This window comes from uncultured Helicobacter sp. (assembly GCF_937893305.1).
GTDB lineage: Bacteria > Campylobacterota > Campylobacteria > Campylobacterales > Helicobacteraceae > Helicobacter_D.
Genome location: NZ_CALBGN010000006.1, coordinates 23,333 through 45,434, shown reverse-complemented (window position 1 = coordinate 45,434; position 22,102 = coordinate 23,333). Strand labels below are relative to the sequence as shown.

19 protein-coding genes and 1 pseudogene are annotated in these 22,102 nt (G+C 35.8%); 10 read left to right on the top strand and 10 right to left on the bottom strand.

What is annotated here, in order from left to right; all coding sequences use genetic code 11:
• Positions 1-541: 541 nt before the first annotated feature.
• The 4 genes and pseudogenes from Q0358_RS08415 to Q0358_RS01270 all read left to right on the top strand — a co-directional run.
• Positions 542-2,548: pseudogene (locus Q0358_RS08415) on the top strand (N-6 DNA methylase); the annotation flags it as partial.
• Positions 2,543-4,093, top strand: a complete 1,551-nt coding sequence (locus tag Q0358_RS08410) for a restriction endonuclease subunit S (protein WP_366120808.1) — start codon at positions 2,543-2,545, stop codon at positions 4,091-4,093. The pseudogene Q0358_RS08415 and the gene Q0358_RS08410, both read left to right, overlap by 6 nt.
• A 44-nt stretch (positions 4,094-4,137) precedes the next feature.
• On the top strand, positions 4,138-4,731 hold the full coding sequence (locus tag Q0358_RS01275) for a restriction endonuclease subunit S (RefSeq protein WP_299546193.1): 594 nt from the start codon (positions 4,138-4,140) through the stop codon (positions 4,729-4,731).
• Positions 4,732-4,771: 40 nt separating this feature from the next.
• A complete protein-coding gene (locus Q0358_RS01270) occupies positions 4,772-5,662 on the top strand; it encodes a fumarylacetoacetate hydrolase family protein (protein ID WP_299546191.1) in 891 nt (296 codons plus the stop codon).
• Between the two features lie 5 nt (positions 5,663-5,667).
• Here the strand turns inward: Q0358_RS01270 and Q0358_RS01265 are convergent, their stop codons facing one another.
• Entirely contained in the window at positions 5,668-7,260 is a 1,593-nt protein-coding gene (locus Q0358_RS01265; RefSeq protein ID WP_299546189.1) for an ABC-F family ATP-binding cassette domain-containing protein, read from the bottom strand.
• Between the two features lie 106 nt (positions 7,261-7,366).
• On the opposite strand from Q0358_RS01265, the gene uvrB reads away from it, so the two are divergent.
• A complete protein-coding gene (gene uvrB / locus Q0358_RS01260; RefSeq protein WP_299546187.1) occupies positions 7,367-9,343 on the top strand; it encodes an excinuclease ABC subunit UvrB in 1,977 nt (658 codons plus the stop codon).
• Positions 9,344-9,443: 100 nt separating this feature from the next.
• Here the strand turns inward: uvrB and queF are convergent, their stop codons facing one another.
• From queF to moaA, 4 genes are all read right to left on the bottom strand, one after another.
• A complete protein-coding gene (queF, locus tag Q0358_RS01255; protein WP_299546185.1) occupies positions 9,444-9,914 on the bottom strand; it encodes a preQ(1) synthase in 471 nt (156 codons plus the stop codon).
• A gap of 3 nt (positions 9,915-9,917) precedes the next feature.
• A complete protein-coding gene (gene gltS / locus Q0358_RS01250; protein ID WP_299546183.1) occupies positions 9,918-11,129 on the bottom strand; it encodes a sodium/glutamate symporter in 1,212 nt (403 codons plus the stop codon).
• A 171-nt stretch (positions 11,130-11,300) separates the two neighbouring features.
• A complete protein-coding gene (locus Q0358_RS01245) occupies positions 11,301-11,738 on the bottom strand; it encodes a DNA starvation/stationary phase protection protein (protein WP_299546181.1) in 438 nt (145 codons plus the stop codon).
• Between the two features lie 97 nt (positions 11,739-11,835).
• On the bottom strand, positions 11,836-12,834 hold the full coding sequence (gene moaA / locus Q0358_RS01240; RefSeq protein WP_299546179.1) for a GTP 3',8-cyclase MoaA: 999 nt from the start codon (positions 12,832-12,834) through the stop codon (positions 11,836-11,838).
• A 90-nt stretch (positions 12,835-12,924) separates the two neighbouring features.
• Here moaA and Q0358_RS01235 point away from each other — a divergent pair, with 90 nt between their 5' ends.
• The 5 genes from Q0358_RS01235 to Q0358_RS01215 all read left to right on the top strand — a co-directional run bounded on the left by Q0358_RS01235 (position 12,925) and on the right by Q0358_RS01215 (position 18,256).
• Positions 12,925-13,497 carry a molybdenum cofactor guanylyltransferase gene (locus Q0358_RS01235; protein ID WP_299546177.1) on the top strand — a complete coding sequence of 191 codons (573 nt, stop codon included), beginning with the start codon at positions 12,925-12,927 and terminating at the stop codon, positions 13,495-13,497.
• A gap of 2 nt (positions 13,498-13,499) precedes the next feature.
• Positions 13,500-14,564, top strand: a complete 1,065-nt coding sequence (gene flhB / locus Q0358_RS01230; RefSeq protein WP_299546175.1) for a flagellar biosynthesis protein FlhB — start codon at positions 13,500-13,502, stop codon at positions 14,562-14,564.
• A 79-nt stretch (positions 14,565-14,643) separates the two neighbouring features.
• Entirely contained in the window at positions 14,644-16,071 is a 1,428-nt protein-coding gene (gene gatB / locus Q0358_RS01225) for an Asp-tRNA(Asn)/Glu-tRNA(Gln) amidotransferase subunit GatB (protein WP_299546173.1), read from the top strand.
• 3 nt (positions 16,072-16,074) lie between these two features.
• Positions 16,075-16,830 carry an EI24 domain-containing protein gene (locus Q0358_RS01220; RefSeq protein ID WP_299546171.1) on the top strand — a complete coding sequence of 252 codons (756 nt, stop codon included), beginning with the start codon at positions 16,075-16,077 and terminating at the stop codon, positions 16,828-16,830.
• Positions 16,814-18,256 (top strand): replicative DNA helicase, encoded by a 1,443-nt coding sequence (locus tag Q0358_RS01215; protein WP_299546199.1) that lies wholly within the window; start codon positions 16,814-16,816, stop codon positions 18,254-18,256. Before Q0358_RS01220 ends, Q0358_RS01215 begins: the two co-directional genes overlap by 17 nt.
• Here the strand turns inward: Q0358_RS01215 and Q0358_RS01210 are convergent.
• From Q0358_RS01210 to Q0358_RS01190, 5 genes are read right to left on the bottom strand one after another with little or no spacing between them, the layout of a single operon-like run.
• Positions 18,249-18,395, bottom strand: a complete 147-nt coding sequence (locus Q0358_RS01210; RefSeq protein ID WP_299546169.1) for a FeoB-associated Cys-rich membrane protein — start codon at positions 18,393-18,395, stop codon at positions 18,249-18,251. The genes Q0358_RS01215 and Q0358_RS01210 overlap by 8 nt on opposite strands.
• Positions 18,396-18,437: 42 nt before the next feature.
• Positions 18,438-19,238, bottom strand: coding sequence for a DUF4198 domain-containing protein (locus tag Q0358_RS01205; protein WP_299546168.1), 801 nt, complete (start codon positions 19,236-19,238; stop codon positions 18,438-18,440).
• A 17-nt stretch (positions 19,239-19,255) separates the two neighbouring features.
• Positions 19,256-19,564 carry a hypothetical protein gene (locus Q0358_RS01200; RefSeq protein ID WP_299546166.1) on the bottom strand — a complete coding sequence of 103 codons (309 nt, stop codon included), beginning with the start codon at positions 19,562-19,564 and terminating at the stop codon, positions 19,256-19,258.
• Positions 19,561-21,819, bottom strand: coding sequence for a ferrous iron transporter B (locus tag Q0358_RS01195; protein ID WP_299546164.1), 2,259 nt, complete (start codon positions 21,817-21,819; stop codon positions 19,561-19,563). Before Q0358_RS01195 ends, Q0358_RS01200 begins: the two co-directional genes overlap by 4 nt.
• Positions 21,816-22,037 carry a FeoA family protein gene (locus tag Q0358_RS01190; protein ID WP_299546162.1) on the bottom strand — a complete coding sequence of 74 codons (222 nt, stop codon included), beginning with the start codon at positions 22,035-22,037 and terminating at the stop codon, positions 21,816-21,818. The genes Q0358_RS01195 and Q0358_RS01190 overlap by 4 nt, the downstream gene beginning before the upstream one ends.
• Positions 22,038-22,102: the final 65 nt, after the last annotated feature.

The window sequence follows — 22,102 nt, the reverse complement described above, 5'->3', positions numbered from 1 at the left end:
GCTATAAATACAATTTTTATCTTTGTTTAAATTTAAAATAAAGTTGTTTGGTGTTGTTTAAAGATTTGTGAGTCAATTTAAAGATTCATTTCTTAATTTAAGCTCTAGAATCACAAGTGTTGATAATGTTAAAACGCCTTTAAATCAAAGTTTTTTCCATTTAAAAACGAAGCACTTTGATTTTAAATAGAAAAAATAAATAAAGATAAAGCTAAAATCAATCTTTAAAAAGCATTAAAAGGTAAAAATATAATTTCTTAAATAGTCCTATTGAAAATAGTAAAAAGGAGCAATATATGACAACTTCTAAAGTAGAGCCTGAAAAAACAACTTTTTAATGCTTTAAATAATGTGGTATTATTTTTTTGTGATTATGAATAAAAGAATATTTTTGTGAGTGAATGGTATTTTAGTGGAAGTTGGTGAAGGAAGTCCTTGTTTTATGGGATTATGAGAAGATAAAGGCTATAATTGTGCAAGGAGTTAATTTAAAATAGGAATCACAAAAATAAATCGTAATTTGAAATATAAAGGGAAGCAAATGACAGAATGGAAAAAGGAAGTGCAAGTTGATGAATGGGTAAGAGAGAAGCTAAAGTCTATGGGCTTAAAGCTAGGCAAAGATGTCTTAGAAAAGGATGCAAGTGCTTATCTAAAAGACGCCCTAAAAGGTGCGAGTAAGACTAAAAAGCAAAGCGGCACAGGGATACCTGATTTTGTATGTGAATGCTATGATTTACCTGTTGTGATAGAGTGTAAGCTAGGTTTATTAATGCTAGAAAACAAAGAAAATCACAAAATAAGCCTTAGTCAAACATCTATACAAAACTACGCAATCAATGGTGCTTTACACTATGCAAAACATCTTATTAAAAGCAAAAAATATAAAGAAGTTATTGCCATTGGCGTGGCTGGAGATAGCGAACAAAAGGTTGCTGTTAAGATTCTTTATATCTATGATGAAAACACCTACATACAAGCGAAAAAAGGCGATTTTTTATTTTTAGAAAACAAAGATAGCTTTGCTGAATTTTATGAAGATATTATTTTAAACGATGAGCAAAAGCATAAATTCCTCCTTGAAAAACGCACTCTCATTACAAAACACGCTAAAAATCTTAATAAGCTTATGAATGACAATTCCATTTCCACACACGAAAGGGCATTATATGTTGCCGCTTGTTTGCTTTCACAGCAAGATATTAAAAACAAAGCGGGAAATGTGCTTAAAAAAGGCTTGATTCCAGATGATTTGACAAGTCAAGATGACGAGAATTACCGCGATAGTGTGAAGATAAAAAATCACATTGATGAGTTTTTGCGTCAAAGGGATTTAGACCAAGAGAAAGTAAAGCTAATGATAAATGCTTTTACGCGCATTTCTATCAATGCTCTAAGAGATAAGAAAAAGCAAAAGCACAAGCTTGTAGAAAAACTTTTAAAAGAAGAATCTAGCGTGAATAAGCAGATTTTTACTTATATTTATGAAAACATTTATAAAGAAATCAACATTCTTAATAAAAATAGCAAGTTTTACGATGTAATGGGTGAGCTATATAATGAGTTTCTAAAATATGCAATGACTGATGGCAAAATGGGCATAGTGCTTACCCCATCGTATGTAACTAAAATGATGGTGCAGATTTTAGAGATTAATGCAGATTCTAAGGTTATGGATTTAGCCACAGGCTCGGCTGGATTTCTTATCGCGGCTATGGATTTGATGATAGATTTTGCTAGAAACGCCCCCAATCAAAACGCCAAAAGTAAAAATGAAAAAATCGCTACCATAAAGCAAAGCCAACTTTTAGGCGTGGAAGAAAATACCGATATGTTTGCTCTAGCTACTACAAATATGATTTTACGCGGTGATGGCTCTAGTAAAATCATACAAAATGATAGCTTCCAAGTCGCCTTAGAGTTAAAAGAATTTAAAGCTGATAGAATCCTATTAAATCCGCCCTTTAGTTATAAAGAAAATGGTATGCCCTTCATCAAACAGGGGCTTGATAATATGCCACGCCACGCATTAGGAGCTATCATTATCCAAGATAGTGCAGGCAGTGGCAAGGCTAAAGATACAAACCAAGATATTCTAAAACATCATACGCTAAAAGCGAGTATTAAAATGCCTATGGATTTATTTGTGCCTATGGCAGGTGTGCAAACAAGCATTTATATCTTTGAAGCAAAAGTCCCGCACGATTTTGAAAAGCCAGTGAAATTTATAGACTTTAGAAATGACGGCTACAAACGCACAGAAAAAGCCTTACAAGAAGTGGATAATCCAATACAACGCTACATAGATATTCTTAAAATCTACAAGCAAGGCTTAAATGCCAAGCTTGATAATAGCGTGTATGAAAAGCCCATTAACTTAAACGAAGTGTATGTAGAAGATTTCATTAGTGATAGTGGAGCGGACTGGAACTTTGACCAACATAAAAAGATAGACACAACGCCCACTTTGGCGGACTTTAAAAAATGCGTGAGTGAGTATCTCGCGTGGGAAGTAAGCAATGTGCTGAAAAATCAAAATTCTATGCAAGGTGGGCTGGAGGGAAACGCCCTTAGCCCTCGTTTAGCAAAGCTTGAAAAAGACTTCAAGCAAAACGGGGGCGAGTGGAGAGAGTTTAAAATTACTCAATTATTTGATTATGAAAGAGGCACAAGACTAACAAAAGGGCATAGAATAGCAGGTAATATCCCACTTTTAACCGCAGGTGAGTTTAATCAAGGCGTTAAAGAATTTATAAGCAATGAAGAACAAAAGATATTTAGTAACGCCATAACTATTGATATGTTTTGCAACTCTTTTGTGCATATTAAGCCCTTTTGTTGTGATGATAATATTTTGGTTTTGACAGCCAAAAAGCAAATGAATCAATACCATTTAAGATTTATAAGCACCATTATTGGAAAAGATAAGCCCAAATATGGCTATGGCAAACAATATAGAATCGGTAGTCTTGAGAAGCATTATATCCCCCTGCCCGTTTTGCCCACCGCTTGTCATACTGAGCCTTTAGGCGAAGTATCTAGCAATACAGAATCTAGATTTTTCGCTAACGCTCAAAGCAAAGCTTCTTTAGAAAATGACAAAATAAACATAGAATCTAACAACTACCAAATAGCCTTTGACTATATGGAATCCTACATCAAGACACTTGAAGCCGAGCGTCTTCAAGAACTTGAAGCCGAGCGTCTTCAAGAACTTGAAGCCTATCTTAAGGTAACAGGCTTAAATGACTACACTCTAACGCAAAAAGAAAAAGAAGCTCTAAAAGCCTTTGAGAATCTAAGCGTGCCAAACGAGAGAGAGAGAGAGAGAGTAAGCGGCACGCCACACGAAGTGCCGCTTGAGGTTGGGCAAGATTCTAGGCTTAAAGCTTCTTGGGAGAGCTTTGCAAATTCTGCTTTAAGCACTTTAGCACAAAAAGAGTTAGAAACCATCAGCGCAAAAAATGGTATAGAGTGGAGAGAGTTTAAAATCGGCGATTTGTTTAAGATAAGCACACCTAAGAGAAAATTTAATGCCAATGCAATTCAATTTAATGGAAAATATCCTTATGTGGCAAGGGGAGATTCTAACAATGGAATTCGTGGATATATTGATGAAGATGAAGCTTTTTTAAATGATGCAAATACCATAAGTTTTGGACAAGATACTGCTACAATTTTTTATCAAACAAGCCCTTATTTTACAGGAGATAAAATTAAAATTTTTACCTTTAAAATGGGGGATTTAGATAGATATAAGGCAAACTTTCTTATTTCTACAATGAAAAAAGCTTTTGCTAACTTTAGTTGGGGAAGCAGCTCTTTTAATGTTGATATTTTGAAAAATGTGCGTGTATTATTGCCTATTTTATCTTGTCATACTAAAGCCACTGAGTCTTTAGATGAAGTGTCTAGTAATGCAGAAATTCAAAAAGGTATTTCACATCAAGATGACAAACAAAATCACTCTATCAATTTTGATTTTATGGAATCTTTTATTAAAGGCATTGAAAAAGAGCATATTAAAACGCTTTATGTATTTTGGGAAAATAAGCTAAAAGCTTATGATGCCGTTATTAGCGGGGGGGGGTAAGCTTTGCCCTTAATGAATATGAAGCATTTTGCAAAGAGCTTAAAATGCAAGATGTTAGCCGCCTTGAGCCTTGTTATAGTGAAGTGCCTCAAAATCTTAGGTGGAAAGAATTTAGAATTGGGGAGTTGTTTAAGATAAAGCCAACTAAGGCATATAAAATGACAAATGCGACTTTATTTGAGACAAAGGGCGATGTGCCTGTGGTAACAAACTCTAGTCTTAATAATGGCGTGAGTGCCTATGTGGGACTAGAGCCAACAGAAAAAGGCAATATGATAACTTATAGTGATACGACTACTTCAGATAGTATTTTCTATCAGCCTAGAGATTTTGTAGGATACTCACATATTCAAGGACTTTATCCTTTGGTGCATAAAGATAAATGGAATCGCTATTCCCTGCTGTATTTTGTAAGCGTATTTAGAAAAGTGAGTTTTGGGAGATTTGACTTTGGTAATAAGTTTAATAGAAAAATTGCTAGTGAAATGCGTGTTTTACTGCCTGTTTTAGATTCTAATAACATCAATTTTGACTTTATGGAATCTTTCATCAAAGTTGTGCAAAAGGAGTGTATCAAAGGCGTAGTGCTGTGGCAAGAGAGGCAAAGAAAGGCTTATGAAAAAGTAACCAATAGATAATTTATGTTAGAATCCTTTTAAAATTACAACAAGGATTCTTATGCATTTGATTACATTTTTACATCCATCAAGCAAGACTATGCAGCTTGGCGTTTTAAAAAAGGATTCCATCTATCCTTTTAGCACTGCTTTTAAAAGTGAGATTCCATATATTTATACAGATATGAATGTTTTTATTACTCATCACACACAAGAGATGTTAGAATCCCTAAAGCAAGTTAGTAAATATAAGCCTTTATGCACGCTAGATTGTGTGAAGTTGCTTGCTCCAATCCCTTATCCTAAACAAGATGTGATTTGCCTTGGGATTAATTATTTAGAACACGCTAAAGAATCTGCACGCTTCAAAAATGAAACACTAGATGAAACAAGAGAAAATGCCGTGTATTTTAGCAAGCGCGTTAATGCGGCAGTTGCTACAAATGCGAAGATTCCGTCTCATACAGACCTAACAAGTAAGTTGGATTATGAAGTAGAGCTTGGTGTGATTCTTGGACGCGATGCGTATAAAGTGCCAAAGCATAAGGCATTAGAATATGTTTTTGGTTATACGATTATTAATGATATTTCTGCGCGTGATTTACAGCAAAAGCACAAGCAATGGTATGCTGGAAAGAGTTTAGAGGGCAGTTTGCCTATGGGACCTTGTATTGTGAGTGCGGATTCTTTAGAACCACAAAATCTAAGCATTAAAAGCTATGTCAATGGAGAGCTTAGACAAAACTCTCATACTTCTTTAATGATTTGTGATGTGGCAAGCGCGATTAGTGAGCTATCTTCTTATTGCAAATTGCAAGCTGGGAGCATTCTCTCAATGGGGACACCAAGTGGTGTTGGTATGGGATTTACACCGCCAAAGTTTTTAAAAAGTGGCGATGAAGTGCGCTGTGAGATAGAGGGGATTGGGGTTTTGTGTAATGTGGTAGAGTAGAATCGCTATAAATTTTGCGATTCTAAATATTCTTCATAACTGCCACGAAAATCTACAATTTCATTGTTTTCTTTAAACTCAATAATGCGATTTGCATACGCGTCAATTAACTCCCTATCGTGGCTAATGCAAATCACATTGCCACTATATTTATATAAGGCTTCTCCAAGTGCGATAATTGCTTCTAGGTCTAAATGATTTGTGGGTTCATCAAGCACTAAGAAGTTGCCACCTTCTAGCATTAATTTACTTAACATCATACGATGTTTTTCTCCCCCGCTTAGAGCATTAATGCTTTTTTCTTGCTCTTCTCCATTAAAAAGCATTCTCCCAAGTGCATTTCTAATCTCTCCAGCTTCCTTTTTCTTATCAAATCCCCTTAGCCATTCATAGAGCGTTTCTTCTCCTTTGATTTGTTCGGTTGTGTTTTGTGGAAAATAGCCTCGCTCTATTGTTGCACCCCATTTTATGTTCCCACTTGCTGGCTTTAGATTCTCGCAAATAAGTTCGCAAAATGTTGTTTTTCCGATTCCATTACGACCAATTAGTGCGATTTTATCGCCGGGCAAAATTGTTAGATTAAGGTTTTTTAAGACGCATAAATCCCCATAGCTAAAGCTAAGATTTTCAATATTTAGTGCTTCATTGCCAATTGTGCGATTTGCTTTAAAAACAATACTAGGATCACGACGACTTGAGACTTCAAGGGTTTTAATATCAAGCTTTTCTAATTGTTTTTGGCGTGAAGTGGCTTGTTTTGCTTTGCTTGCGTTTGCAGAGAAACGCGCAATAAAGGATTCTAATTCTTCTTTTTCTTTGAGCTTTTTGTTTCTCTCCATTTCTTGTTGTTTTGCGATTAAAGTAGAAGCAATATACCAATCGTCATAGTTTCCGCTAAACTCACGCACGCTTTTAAAATCTAAATCTAAAATATGCGTGCAGACGCTATTTAAAAAGTGTCTATCGTGGCTGATAACTACAAGTGTGCCCTCGTGTCGCTTTAGTTGTTCTTCAAGGTAGCTAATTGTTTTTAAATCTAGGTTGTTTGTTGGCTCATCTAAAAATAAAATATCAGGTTTTGGAAAAAGAACTTGTGCTAGCAAAACTTTGAATTTATCGCCACCGGTTAAAGTTTGCATTAAATTTTCGTGGAGATTTGCAGGGAATCCTAAATCTTCTAAAATTTTTTCAATTTGCACATCGTATTCATAGGTTGGATCTTCTTCAGCACAAATCATTTCTAATTCTCCTAAACGCTCATTGACAGAATCGCTAAAATCTCCTGCATTATAAAGCATTTCTTTTTCTTTTATGGCGTCATAAAGGCGTTTGTTTCCATAAAGCACGCAGTCTTTAATGCTAAAATCTTCAAAAGCAAATTGATTTTGCCCAAGCACTCCTAAGCGTGCGTTTGGATCAAAAGCAATATCGCCACTTGTATGCTCTATCTCTCCACTTAGAATTTTTAAAAAAGTAGATTTTCCTGCTCCATTTGCACCAATTAGCCCATAACGCTTGCCTTTATCAAGTTTTAAATTCACATTTTCAAAGAGTTTTTTTGTGGCATATTGCATTCCAAGCCCTGTAATTTGAACCATAATATTCCTTTATTTAGATTGTGGGTATAAAATTTTGTTAGAATCCTAATTTTATCAAAAGAAAGATAAAATACGCATTTGCAAACTTTACAATTAGGTCAAAACAATGTTCGCCCTGCACTCTAAATTTAAGCCATCTGGAGATCAGCCAGAAGCCATTAAAACACTTAGTTCTTTTATTAAAAAAGGCAGTCAATACCAAACGCTAATTGGTGTTACAGGCAGTGGAAAAACCTTTTCAATGGCGCATATCATACAAGAATTGCAAATGCCAACTTTAATTATGACACACAATAAAACCCTTGCAGCACAGCTTTATAGTGAGTTTAAAGGTTTTTTTCCAAAAAATCATATTGAATATTTTATCTCTCACTTTGATTATTATCAGCCAGAAGCTTATATCCCAAGACAAGATTTGTTTATTGAAAAGGATTCTAGCATTAATGATGAGCTAGAGCGATTGCGTTTGAGTGCAACAACTTCTTTGCTTGCTTATGATGATAGTATTGTTGTAGCAAGTGTTTCTGCAAACTATGGTTTAGGCAATCCAAAAGAATATTTAGAGATGATTGAAAAATTTGAAGTTACACAAGAGTATCATCAAAAATCTTTGTTACTACGCCTTGTGGATATGGGATATAAGCGCAATGATAGTTTTTTTGATCGGGGGGATTTTAGAGTTAATGGAGAAGTGATTGATATTTTTCCAGCATATAGTGAAGAAGAAATTGTGCGTTTAGAGTTTTTTGGTGATGAGTTGGAATCTATCACACTTTTAGATTCCATAGAGAGAAAACCTTTAAAAAAGCTGGAATCTTTTGTGCTTTATGCGGCAAATCCTTTTATTGTGGGAGCAGATAGACTAAAACAAGCGGTTAAAAGTATTGAAGAAGAACTGCATTTGCGCTTAAAATTTTTTAAAGAACAGGGCAAAATGGTAGAATATGAACGACTAAAATCTCGCACAGAATTTGATTTAGAAATGATCCAAGCAACAGGCATTTGCAAAGGGATTGAAAATTATGCGCGACATTTAACAGGTAAAAAGCCCGGAGAGACACCATATTCTTTATTGGATTATTTTGCGCAAAAACAGCAGCCTTATTTGTTGATTGTTGATGAAAGTCATGTGAGTTTGCCACAATTTGGGGGAATGTATGCAGGCGATAGAAGTCGCAAGGAAGTGCTTGTAGAATATGGATTCCGCTTGCCTAGTGCCTTAGATAATCGTCCGTTAAAATATGAAGAATTTATTGTCAAAGCCCCACATTTTCTTTTTGTCTCCGCAACACCTGCACAAAAAGAGCTGGATTTAAGTCAAAAACACACAGCAGAGCAGTTAATTCGCCCAACAGGTTTGCTAGATCCTTTATATGAGGTGTTAGAAGTAGATAGGCAAGTTACGATTCTTTATGATAGAGCAAAGGAAGTTATTGCAAGAGGGGAGAGAGTGCTTGTAACTGCGCTAACTAAAAAAATGGCAGAAGAGCTAACAAAGTATTACAATGATTTGGGCTTAAGAGTGCGTTATATGCATTCTGATATTGATGCGATTGAGCGTAATCAGATTATTCGTGCATTAAGGGCTGGAGAATTTGATATTTTAGTTGGGATTAATCTTTTGCGCGAAGGTTTAGATTTGCCTGAAGTGTCCTTAGTCGCAATTTTAGATGCAGATAAAGAAGGGTTTTTAAGAAGTGAAACAAGTTTGATTCAAACAATGGGGCGTGCTGCTAGAAATGTCAATGGACGCGTGTTGCTTTTTGCTTCTAAAATTACACCTTCAATGCAAAAAGCTATGGAGATTACAGATTATCGTAGAGCCAAACAAGAAGCCTATAATAAAGCGCACAATATTACGCCACAAAGCGTTTCAAGAAAATTAGATGAAGATTTAAAAAATCAAGACTTAGGAATGCTTTATGAAAAAGCAAAAAAGGCAAGCAAAGAAAAAATGCCAAAGAGTGAGAGAGAAAAACTTGTAAAAGAGTTAAGCAAGCAAATGCAAGAAGCTGCTAAAAAGTTAGAGTTTGAAGAAGCCGCAAGATTGCGCGATGAGATCGCAAAATTACGCGCATTATAAAAGTTGGAATCTTAATTTGGATTCCAACTTTTAATCCACAGAGCTTAGATTGTTTTTAGGCTTGTAAAAGTCAATAAACTTTTTAAGTGCAGGTTTGCCTTTAACGATTATCAATGTTTTCTGGGTATAAATCGTGGTTTAACAGGCGGTATTCCGCCATTTGAGCGTATTTTGTGTTTGGGATTCCATAGTTTGCATAAGGATCAATGCTAATCCCACCGCGCGGAGTAAATTTGCCCCATACTTCTAAATAGCGTGGTTGCATAAGCTCTACTAAATCTTCAAGGATTGTGTTGATGCAATCTTCGTGAAATCCCCCATGATTGCGAAAGCTAAAGAGATAGAGTTTTAAGGATTTGGATTCTACCATTTTAAGTTCTGGGATATAGCTAATATAGATTTTTGCGAAGTCTGGTTGCCCAGTAATTGGGCAAAGACTTGTAAATTCTGGGCAATTAAATTTGACAAAATAATCTTTATCTTTGTGTTTATTCTCAAAAGTTTCTAAAACGCTTTTATCATAGTCAAACACATATTGTGTGCTTGCGCCTAAATGCTTTAAGGATTCCATATATTAGCCAAAAAATGGTAATTTTAGTGATGCGCTAATTACAATAGCATTAATAATGTCAATAAAAAACGCACCCACAAGTGGCACAACAATAAATGCTGTGTGGCTTGGTCCATAATGCTGTGTTACAGTTTGCATATTTACCATTGCTGTTGGTGTTGCTCCAAGCCCAAATCCACAATGTCCTGCTGCAAGAACTGCTGCGTCATAATCTTTTCCGCAGAATCTAAAGGTAACAAATATTGCATAAAGCACCATCATTACAACTTGACAAGTTAGAATAATAAGCATAGGGAGTGCTAAGGATACAAGCTGCCAAAGATTAATTGTCATTAAAGCAAAAGCAAGAAATAGTGATAAACTAACATTCCCAATAACTGCAACTTCTCTATCAAAGACTTGATGCACTTTTGTAGCCTGTAAAACATTGCGCAAAACTACTCCAATAAACAAACACCAAACAAATGTTGGCAATGTGAAGCTACCACCTTGAAAGAGTTTTGCAACTTCTGTTCCAACAAATAAAGCAATAACAATAAGCGCAAGAGATTCAATAAAAGAAGTAGCAGTAATCAAGCGTTCTTTTTCGGGTTTTTCAAATCCTGTTGGAGCTTCATCTTGCACGCTTGCTGATGGGAGTGTCAAGTTATGTTTTTTGACAAGATAATGTGCAACTGGACCACCAATGATTCCACCCATTACAAGCCCAAAAGTCGCACTTGCCATTGCTACTTCTAATGCTGCTCCAAAACCATAAGGAGGATTTTTGAAAATATCAGCCCAAGCAGCACCTGTGCCGTGTCCGCCACTCATTGTAACAGAACCACCCAAAAGTCCAATAGTAGGATCGACCCCTAAAAGTGTCGCAACACTAACGCCTACAATGTTTTGTAAAAATAACAATCCTGTTACAATAAATAAGAAACCTATTAAGATTTTCCCACCTTTTTTAAGTGAAGCAAAATCTGCACTTAAACCAATGCTTGTAAAAAATGCAAGCATTAAAGGATCTTTTAAAGAGCCATCAAACTTTAACTCAATGTTGCCATAAGAGTAAAGAATAAAAATCAAAATCGCAACGATAATTCCGCCAACAACAGGTTCTGGGATATTATAATCGCGTAAAAATTTACTGCGATTAATGATTAGTCGCCCTAAAAGCAAAACAAAAACCATAGCAAGCAAGGTTGCATAAAAATTAAAAGTTAAAACCATAAATATATCCTTTTATGTGAATATTTAGGTGTTATTTTAAATAAGCTTTGATTAGAAATGTATAAGAAGTTAAAAATTTTTGTGTCTTTTTTGTGTGTGTTTGTATCAATGCAAGCAAAATGAGAATAAAAGTAGCATTTGAAATCCCAAAAAGGATTCCAAATATAAAATTTAAGCAAGCTGTGCTTTTAACATCCAAATTGCTTTTTCTAAGCTTGCAACTTTCTCATCAGCTAGTGCAACGCTTGCTTTGTCATTAGCTTCTCCTGCAAGATCTGAAAGTTCTTTAAATGCTTTTAAGAAATATTCATAATCTGGCAAAATCTTTGTTAAAATCGTTTTAGAATCAAAACTAGTTGCGCTATCTTCTTGGATTTTGCTTGCTGCTAGCATATCTTTTAGAGTAACAAAAGGTTTCTCTCCAAGCTGCAACACGCGCTCTGCTACTGAATCCATTTGTTCAGCGATTTCATTATACATTTCTTCTAATGCCGAATGCACAGGGTGAAAATCTAAACCCTTAATATTCCAGTGGTAATTGTGTAGTTTAATGTAAAACACAGCAGAATCTGCTTGAATTTGTTTAAGACTTTGAATAACTTTACTCATAGTTTCTCCTTAAAATTAAATTTGATGGATTATATTATAAAGAATCTTAAAAGAAAATTATTATTATTTAGAAACAAATTTGTGATTCTATTTTCTCTTAACCGCCTGTTTGATAAAACGCACGCTTGGAGATTGTATCGCTATCCCAATCATTTTTCTCTGGTTTTGTAGCAATACAAAGCTTTAATCGTTCTAAAATCTCTTGAGTATTTCCTTGCAACATTGCTTCTTTAATGTCAATGGCATTTTCGTGATAAAGACAGGGGATAAGTTTGCCTTCGCTACTTAAACGGATACGATTGCAAGTTTTACAAAAATCATCATTATGAGGAGCAATCACACCAAAAACATAATCTCTCTCTAATTTTTTGCCTAAAATTTTGTAGATATCCTCTTTTGGGATTTTAAAGAGAGTTGCAGGTCCAAAAATTTCTTTTTCAAAAAGATTTGCTGTGTATTTTGTGCGGATATGTTCTAGGATTTTTGGGAGTTTTAAGCCTTGGATTCCACTTTTTGCGTGTGTGTTTTCCATAAACTCAATATAGCGCACCATTACACCTAAAGAAATTGCATATTCTAAAATTTCTACAATCTCACAATCATTAATGTTTAAAAGAGGCACCATATTTAGTTTGATTTTTAGCCCTGATTTATGGGCGGCTTGAATGCCAAGTAAAATCTTATCTAATCCATCTCTTTTAGAAATGCACTGAATATTTTCTTTTTTTAAAGAATCTAAAGAAATATTAATGCGCTTTAATCCTGCGTCTTTTAAGTCCTGTGCTATGGGGGCTAGTAAAAAGGCATTTGTGGTTAGAGCAATATCAATGTGTGGAGCAATTTGACAAATGCTAGCGATAAACTCTACAATTTTAGAGCGCAAAAGTGGCTCTCCTCCAGTGATTCTTATTTTTTTAACCCCTTCATTAATAGCAACTTTAATGAAGTTTAATACAGAATCCAAAGGCACATCCACACTTTCATCGCCTATATCCATTGGAGTGTTTGGCATACAATATGCACAACGGAAATTACACCGCTCTGTTACGCTAATACGCATATAATCAATGGTTCGTCCAAAGCTATCAATTAGCACACACACTCCTAAATATAAATGCGTAATCATACTAAAGCGCGATAAAAAAAGCTATAATTTTGCGGAAATTTTATGGATTTTGGAGAGATTTTGACAAAACTTACAATGCCTTGCGTAATTTTAAGCGGCGGTATGGGTAAGAGAATGGGTGGGTTTAAGCAAGATTTGCCCTTTTTGGATTCCACACTAGCGGACTTTCAAGCAGGGCGTTTAAGAGAGTGTTTTGAAAATGTGTATTTTTCAGCAAAAACTCCTATTTGCAATACTTTTGGAGTGGAAACGATTTTGGATGATAATTGCGCGTTTGACAAAGACTCAACTGCACCTATTTTTGGATTATTTAGCGCGCTTAAGGCTTTGCAAAGTGATGTGTTTGTGTTAAGTGTTGATGCGCCATTTTTCTCTTATGAGTCGATTTTAAAGATTGTAGAATCGGATTTTAAAAATAAAAGCGTGTTTGCTAAAAACACAAAAATTCATCCGCTTTTAGGGATTTATCGCTTTGGCGTTTTGGATTCCATTAAGACGCAAATTGAAAGACAAAATTATAGATTAATGGATTTATTAGAGATGATCAAAGTGGAATTTGTAGAAATTAAAGCAGAGCAAACACGGAATCTTAATACACCACAAGATTATAAAGAAGCTTGTGCTAGGAGATAGTTATGGCAGATGATGAAGAAAAGACGGAAGAACCCACCGCGCGGAAGATACAAAAAGCGCGTGAAGAAGGAAATGTTCTAAAAAGCCCTGATGTTAATGCGTTTTTAGGGCTTATTGTAGGATTAGCACTTGTGTTTTTGTGTTTTAATTTTTGGGTGCGTGGGCTTGGAAGTGTGTTTGAGCAGATTTATCAAGGCTTTTCTCAAGAATTTACACGGGCAAATGCGATGTCTATAACGCTTTCTTTGATGTTTCAAGTATTGTATTTGTTAGCACCTATTTTTGGAGCGTTAATGCTAATTGGTGTGGTGGCAAATGTAGGACAAAGTGGATTTTTGCTAACAGGAAAAGCAATTCAGCCAAAACTTCAAAAACTCAATTTCATTAAAGGAATGAAAAATTTAATTTCTCTTAAAAAACTTCTTGATGGTTTTTTGATCACTTTTAAAGTGTTAAGTGCTTTTATTATTGCGTTTTTTGTCTTTTTAGGTTTTATGCATGAGCTAACAACGGTTGCTCTCTTCCCTTTAGGCGATCAAATGCTTTGGTTTAGGGATAAGGCAATTATTCTTATTGGAATCCTTTTAGCGTTTTTTTTGGTAATGGCAAGCGTGGATTATATGATTAAACGCTATCAATACTTCAAATCCTTGCGTATGAGCAAACAAGAAGTTAAAGATGAATTTAAAAACCAAGAAGGAGATCAACAAGTTAAAGGTAAAATCCGCTCTTTAATGTTTCAAGCTGCGAGAAAAAGAATGATGCAAAATATCCCAAGTGCTGATGTCGTTGTAACAAACCCAACACATTATGCAGTGGCATTGCGTTATGATAGCAAGAAAGAGCGCGCGCCTAGAGTGCTTGCTAAGGGGGTGGATTTTTTAGCGCAGCGCATTAAAGAAATTGCCACAGAACACGAGATACCTATCATAGAAAATCCTCCACTTGCAAGAGCATTGTATAAAGATGTGGAATTGGATATGGAGATTCCAGAGTCTCTTTATCAGGCAATGGTAAATGTATTGCTTGAAGTGCAACGCATTAATGAACGACGCAAAAGCGCATAAAAATTGGAATCTAAAAATCTAATGTTTATACAATATAAAACGCGCTAAAATTGCGCCAAAACTTTTGCAAGGAAAAATAATGAGTGCTTTTGAAACAATCATCGGGCTTGAAGTGCATGTCCAGCTAAACACCGCTACAAAGATTTTCTGCTCTTGTGCTACAAGCTTTGGAGAAGAGCCTAATAAAAATGTCTGCCCCACTTGTCTAGGGCTACCCGGCGCGCTGCCTGTGCTCAATCGTGAAGCGGTGAAAAAGGCGATTAGCTTTGGCACAGCGATAAATGCGACAATCAACCAAAACTCCATCTTTGCACGCAAAAACTACTTCTACCCCGATTTGCCCAAAGCCTATCAAATCAGCCAATTTGAGATTCCCATTGTCGGGCGTGGGGAGATTGAGATTGAAGTAAATGGAGAGCAAAAGATTATAGGCGTTACACGCGCTCACCTAGAAGAAGACGCGGGCAAAAATATCCACGAAGGGCAGTTTTCTAAAGTGGATTTAAATCGTGCTTGCACGCCGCTTTTAGAGATTGTAAGCGAGCCAGATATGCGCAGTAGTGATGAGGCGATTGCCTATCTTAAAAAACTGCATTCTATCGTGCGGTTTTTAGGCATTAGTGATGCAAATATGCAAGAAGGCAGCTTCCGCTGTGATGCCAATGTCTCTATCCGTGAAAAAGGGGATTCTAAGCTTTACACACGCGTTGAGATTAAGAATCTAAACTCCTTTAAATTTATCCAAAAGGCAATAGAATACGAAGTGGAGCGGCAAATTGAAGCGTGGGAAGATGGCAAATATGAAGAGCAAGTCGTGCAAGAAACGCGCCTTTTTGACACCACAAAGGGCGTAACTCGCTCAATGCGTGGCAAGGAAGAAGCTGCGGATTATCGCTACTTCCCAGACCCAGATTTACTGCCTGTGTTTATTGATGAAAAGCTAATGCAAGAGGGCAGACAAATCCCAGAAATGCCAGACCAAAAGGCAGCACGATATGTCAAGGACTTTGGCATTAAGCCCTATGATGCAGGAGTGCTGACTTCTAGCCTTGAGCTTACAGAATATTTTGAATCTATGCTAGAGCTTGGTGCAAGTGCTAAAGGCTCTCTTACTTGGCTTACAACGGAGCTTTTAGGGCGATTAAAAGGGGAGAATACCCTGCAAACTTGCGGGATAGATTCTACAACGCTTGGCACACTTGTCAAACGCATTGATGAGAGTAAAATCAGTGGCAAAAGTGGCAAAGAGATTTTAGATGTGCTTGTGGAGCAAAAGGGCGGCGATGTGGATAGCCTCATACAATCTTTAGGCTTAGAGCAAGTCAATGATGATGGAGCGATTATAAGCGTGATTGATTCTATCCTAAGTGCAAATGCCGATAAAGTCGCCGAGTATAAAAGCGGCAAGGACAAGCTTTTTGGCTTTTTTGTAGGACAGGTGATGAAAAATGCAAAGGGTGTAAATCCCGCAAGAGTCAATGAGCTATTAAAAGAGAAGTTGCAATAAAAGATGGAATCCAAAACGCTAAAAAACACGCAAGAGTATTTTGAGCTTGGGCGACGCGATTTTTTCACGCCATATTTATTGAAGCTTACATTTTTGCCTTTGTTGCTTGCTTTTGTTTTGTTATGCGGAATCCTTTATGTGTTTGGTGCAGAATGGTATGTGCTTTTATATGAGTCTTTGCGTGTGGATTTTGGGTTTAGTAGTGCGTGGTTAGCTTGGATACAATTGCTTTTTGATTATGTGATTAAGGCTTCTGTTATTGTGCTTTTTGCTTTTGGCGTGTTTGCAGGTTCATTATTAATTTCACTGCTTGTGTGTGCCTTTGTTACTCCTTATGTTGTGCGATATATTCGCGATTTGCATTATGCAGAATGTAGCATTGATGGGAATGCAAATTTTTTTGTTGCATTGTTATGGCTCTTTGGTGTGTATGTGTGCTATGTGCTGTTTTTGCTTGCATTGTTGCCTTTTTATTTTGTGCCTTTTGTTGGAGGATTTGTGCTGTTGATTCCAAGCTATTGGCTATTTTCTAAGACAATGATTGCTGATGTTGGGGAGACGATTTTTAACAAGGAAGTATTTAAAGACTTAAAAACCACACAAAAAGGCAAAATTAGGAGTGCTATTATCCCGCTTTTTGGGATTAATTTAATCCCTTTTATTGGCTTTTTTTCTCCAGTGTATGCACTAAGTGTGCTAACACATTTGTTTTTTGATATGAAATTAAAGGAAAATTATGGAAATGCAAATTCAAATTGAAAGAGCAGTTTTAAGTTCAATTCTTTTTGATGCAGAACGATTAGATACAATTGCTGAGTTGCTAGCTCCAGAAGATTTTTCTTATACGCCACATAAAAATATCTTTTTTGCAATGCTAGAATTGCGTCGCACAGATCGCCCTATTGATGAAGAGTTTATTTTAAAGCTCTCCACAAAAGCGCGTCCTATTACTCAAGAAGAGATTTTAAATGTGCTAACAACAAGCCCTATTGGCGATATAAAAGCGTATGCAAATGAGATTAAAGATGCTTCAATTAAACGCAAGCTTCACTCCTTTGCAACCAAAATCCAAGAATCCACAAGTGATACAAATTCTAGCACGCAAGAAATTATGGATTATCTTCAAAGTGAGTTGTATCAAATCACAAACATACACGAAAGTCGTGATTTTAGGGACGCAAAAGAAGTTTCAGAAGCAACACTAGAACACATTAACACAATGAAAGCGCGCGGAAATCATCTCTTAATTGGCGTGGATACAGGATTTACAAGCTTAAACAAAATGACAACAGGTTTTGGCAATGGAGATTTGATTATCGTTGCAGCGCGTCCTGCTATGGGGAAGACAACGCTTGTTTTAAATATGGCACAAAAGGCGTTAGATACAGGGCGTGGGGTAGCTTTTTTTAGCCTTGAGATGCCAGCAGAACAATTAATGCTAAGAATGCTTGCAGCTAAAACTTCTATTGCTTTACAAAATTTGCGTGTGGGGAATTTAGAAGATGATGAGTGGAGAAATCTCTCAAATGCCGTAGATGTGATGAGTAGGGCACCTTTATTTATTGATGATAATAGCCTTTTAACTATTCATCAGCTTCGCACAAAGTTGCGAAAAATCAAGTCAAAACACCCAGAAATAGGTCTTGCAGTCATTGATTATTTGCAGTTAATGAGTGGAGCAAACAATAAAGATAGACATCAAGAGGTGAGTGAAATTAGTCGTGGCTTAAAAATGATTGCAAGAGAATTAGAGATTCCAATTATTGCACTTTCTCAATTAAATAGGGGCTTAGAGGCAAGAAGCGATAGGCGTCCAATGCTTTCAGATTTAAGAGAGTCTGGTTCTATTGAGCAAGATGCGGATATTATTTTATTTGTGTATCGCGATGCGGTGTATAGGCAAAAAGATGAAAGAGAGAAAGAGGAAGCAGCTAAAAAAGAAGGCAAAGAGTATAAAAGCACCTTTATCCCAAAAAACGAAGAAGATGCGGAGATTATTATTGGCAAACAACGCAATGGTCCAACAGGTGTAGTAAAACTCATCTTTCAAAAACACTGCACGCGTTTTGTGGATGCAAGCGAAGGGGGTCCGACTTTGCAAATTGTATATGAGGCTCAAGCAAATACACAGACAAGATTTACTCCACCAGAAGATAATGGCAAAATAGATGCGCCAATTATTTAGATTCTTTATTTTTCCTAGATTGTTCCTTGCATCCACAACTCCCACACCCACAACCTCCACTTTTTTTAGGGTAGAGTTTGTAGGCTAAATAACCAGCAGATAACACAAAAATTATTCCAAGTAAAAAGGAATCACTCATAATCTTCCTTAAAGTTGGAATCCAATTCCAATGTTTTTAGATTTATTGCAAAGGTTGCGCTTGCACCCAAATTACCGCATCTTGACTAAGCTCTTTGCCTTTAAACTCGCTTTTTGGTCCAACACCAAGAGCCGCAAATCCCCACCAGCCTGCTTTTGGAATTCCAAATGTGAATTCACCATCTTTGTTTGCTTTAATGCCAAGCGTTACAAAAGAATCTTGTGGGGCGTTTAGCTTTGATGTTTTGCCAAATGCGTTGTTTTTTTGATCCACATCAAAGTTTAAAAATTCCACCTCAATTTCTGCATAAGGCACGGGTTTTCCATTGCTTTTTACAATGCCTGTAAATGTGCTTCCCTCCCAAATTGCATAAGGTTTTGTTAAGGGGACAATCTCTGCTTCAAGACCTAAATCCTTGTCCCAACCTGTTGGTGCGCCAGAAAGATTTGCGATAACCTTTGTAAATTGTTGAATATAAGAATCTTCATTTTTTTCAAAATATGGAGTAGGCTCAAGCACGAAAACATAATCTCCAAGTCGTTTAAAATTATAAGTGATTTCATAGCCTTTGCCACTATTTGTATTTCCTTTCCAAGTTATAGGTTTAAGTGATTTTGCAAGATCTTCTTTTTGACCTTTTGGATTAATCACATAAAATTGCTTAACTGCTTCCATATCCATTGTGTGTTCATCGGCAAAAGGGTGTGTGAAAACTAAAGAAATCTTTTCTTTAGATTGCTTTTCGAGTGCGCTTTGTGGTAGATAAAGCATTTGAAAATGTGCCATTGCAGAACTTGCAAGCAAGCTTGCTCCAAGTGTTAATCCTAGAATTGTTTTTTTCATCATTTTCTCCTTTTAAGTTATTCTAAAATAGAAGAGCCAAGAATTTTAACTTCGTGTCCCTCTCCGCCAAAAAATACTGCTTCATATTCTCCAACTGGTTTTTTAAACACAGCTTCTCCGTGTTCATTAAACTTTGTTTCTATAATATTTTTACCATTTTGCTTGACATAGAAATTTACACCACTAGCACTTGAGCCATCACTAAAAGCACCCTCGCAAGTTACGCTGCCATCGCCATTGTCAAAACAATTCATAATCGCAGTATGTGCAAATACAGAGCTTGATAATCCAAGCATAACGCCGCTCAACATTAATAATTTTTTCATAAGATTTCCTTTGGTTTGGGTTTAATCAGTCCTACTCCAATAAGTAGCATAATAAACAATGCGTAAATTCCAATCATTAATGAGATTGCATCAATTTTGAATACATTTCCAATGCTATAAGTCAAAGAAGCGATAAGTAGCCCTAATGCCATAGGGTAAATAAGAGCAAAAAGCATCCAACGATAAGAATTTAGCTGGCTTTTTAAAACAATTAATGTAGCAATGCAAGGGGGTGTTAAAGCCATAAACAAAATCATAGCTAATGCGTGCAAAGCCGTATAAGAGCTGTTTTCTAAAATGGCAGTGTTTGCATTATCTAAGGATTTTTCTCCCTCAAAAAGTGCGCCAAGTGTTGCAACAAAACTTTCTCTTGCTGCAAAAGAACTAAGAAATGCTACATTAATACGCCAATCAAATCCTGCATATTGCGTAACGCTCTCTAATGCGCGCCCTACCTTTCCAAGATAGGAGTTATCAATTTTTTCAAGATTGATTTGCTTTAAAATATCTTTTTTCAAATAGACAAGAGATTTTAGTGCATTGCCAATAGTCCTTGCGTCTTTATCCTTGCGATCGCGAATAATTTTATAAAAAATCGCATTGTTTTGTTTGAATTGTGTATCTAGTTTTTCTAAAGCCTCCTTTGTTTTGATTTGTGCGCGTTTGCTTTTGTAAGCTTCTTCATAATTAAGTAGCGCATCAACTTTTTCTCTTGTGTTAATAGAATCAAAATAGGTGTTATTTTGTGTTTGATTCCAAAACTTTTCTAAACCTTGCTGTGCCAATGTTTCATAGTTTTTTGCACTCTCTTTAGAGAGTCCGGGAAATTGAATAAGCACAAAAAGAACAGCAGCTACGGCAACAACGATTGTTGCTACTTTTTTAAGATAGAGCCAAATTTTGTTTTTGATGGATAAAAACACATTTTTTATGCGTGGGAGATGATAGTTTGGCATTTCAAGCACAAAAGGAGCGGTTTTCTCTACTTTTAGGATACTAAGAGTTAGAATTTTTGCCATAATTAGTGCAACCATTATTGTGATTGTTGAAATAAAAAACATCACAAATGCTCTGTCTTCTACAAAAAATATAGAAACCAACAACACAAAAAAAGGAATCTTAGCAAGGCAGTTTAAAAAGGGAATCGTAAGAATTGTAGCAATCTTTGCTCTTTTGTCTGCAATCCCTTTTGTTGCCATTATCGCTGGAACTGCACATCCTCCAACAAAAACTCCCCCTAAAACATAAGGCAAAATAGATTGTCCGTGTAATCCATAGCTCCTAAAAACTCTATCTAAAATAAAAGCCATTCTTGCCATATATCCACTATCTTCAATGATTGCAATGATTGCAAAAAGTATGATAAAAATAGGGATATAGTTTAAAAGCGCAAGAACACTATTAACCATCCAAATCCCAAATTCTCTAATAAGAGGAGATGAAGTAAGTGTTGATACTGGAAGTAAATCCACCACAAATTGTTTAAAGCTTGCAAGCAAGGGCCAAGTGTAGTTTGTAAGCTCATATCCACGCACAATAGATAAATCATAGAGTAAGTAAATCACAAGAAGCATTAGTGGTAAGGCTAAAAACTTATTAAGAGCAATTGTATCAATAAATTTTGTGAAGTCCTTTTGTTTTGTTTCATATTTTATGATTTTATTGCTACATTTTGCTTCAATAAAGTCATAACGCTTTGTTGCGACTTCAATATCGCTTAAAGTTTTATCTGCTTTGTAAGTGTTTGGATTAAAACTTTTAGATTCTATTAAGGCAATAATGTTTTCTAAGATTTTTTCTTTTGTGTCATTTTGGTATCCTATGCTTGTTACAATAGGGATATTAAAAGCTTTTTGTAACCCTTCAATATCAAATGTATAGCCAAAATCTTTTGCAACATCCATCATATTAAAGCATAGAATTGTTGGGATTTCAAGCTCTAAAAGTTGTAGAGTTAAATATAGGCTTTTTTTAAGATTGCTTGCATCAATAATGTTAATGATTGCATCAATTTTGCCTGCTTTTAATTCATTTAAAGCGACACTTTCTTCTTCTGAATATGAAGTAAAACTATAAAGACCGGGCAAATCGACAATTTCAAGCATATAGTCTTTGTAGGCAAATTGCGTGCTTTTTTTATCCACCGTAATCCCGGGATAATTTGCAATGTGCTGTTTAATGGGACTAAAGAGATTGAAAATCGTGGATTTACCACAATTTGGTTGTCCAATTAATGCAATATTTAAGTGTTTCATCGATGAACTTCAATAGCTTTGGCTTCATTGGATCGGATTGCCACAAGGTAATTGTGAATCTTAATTTGCATAGGATCGTTTAATACGGAGCGTTTGCGGATTTCTAAAGTAACACCCGGAACAAATCCCATATCCAAGAGTTTTTGAAAAATCTCTCCTTCTAAGTGCATTGCGCTAATTTTTACTTTATCGCCTACTATACAATCATCTAAACACATTTTGACTTCCTAAAATATTATAAAATGATAAGAGTTATTATTATCTAATATTGCTTAAATTTATA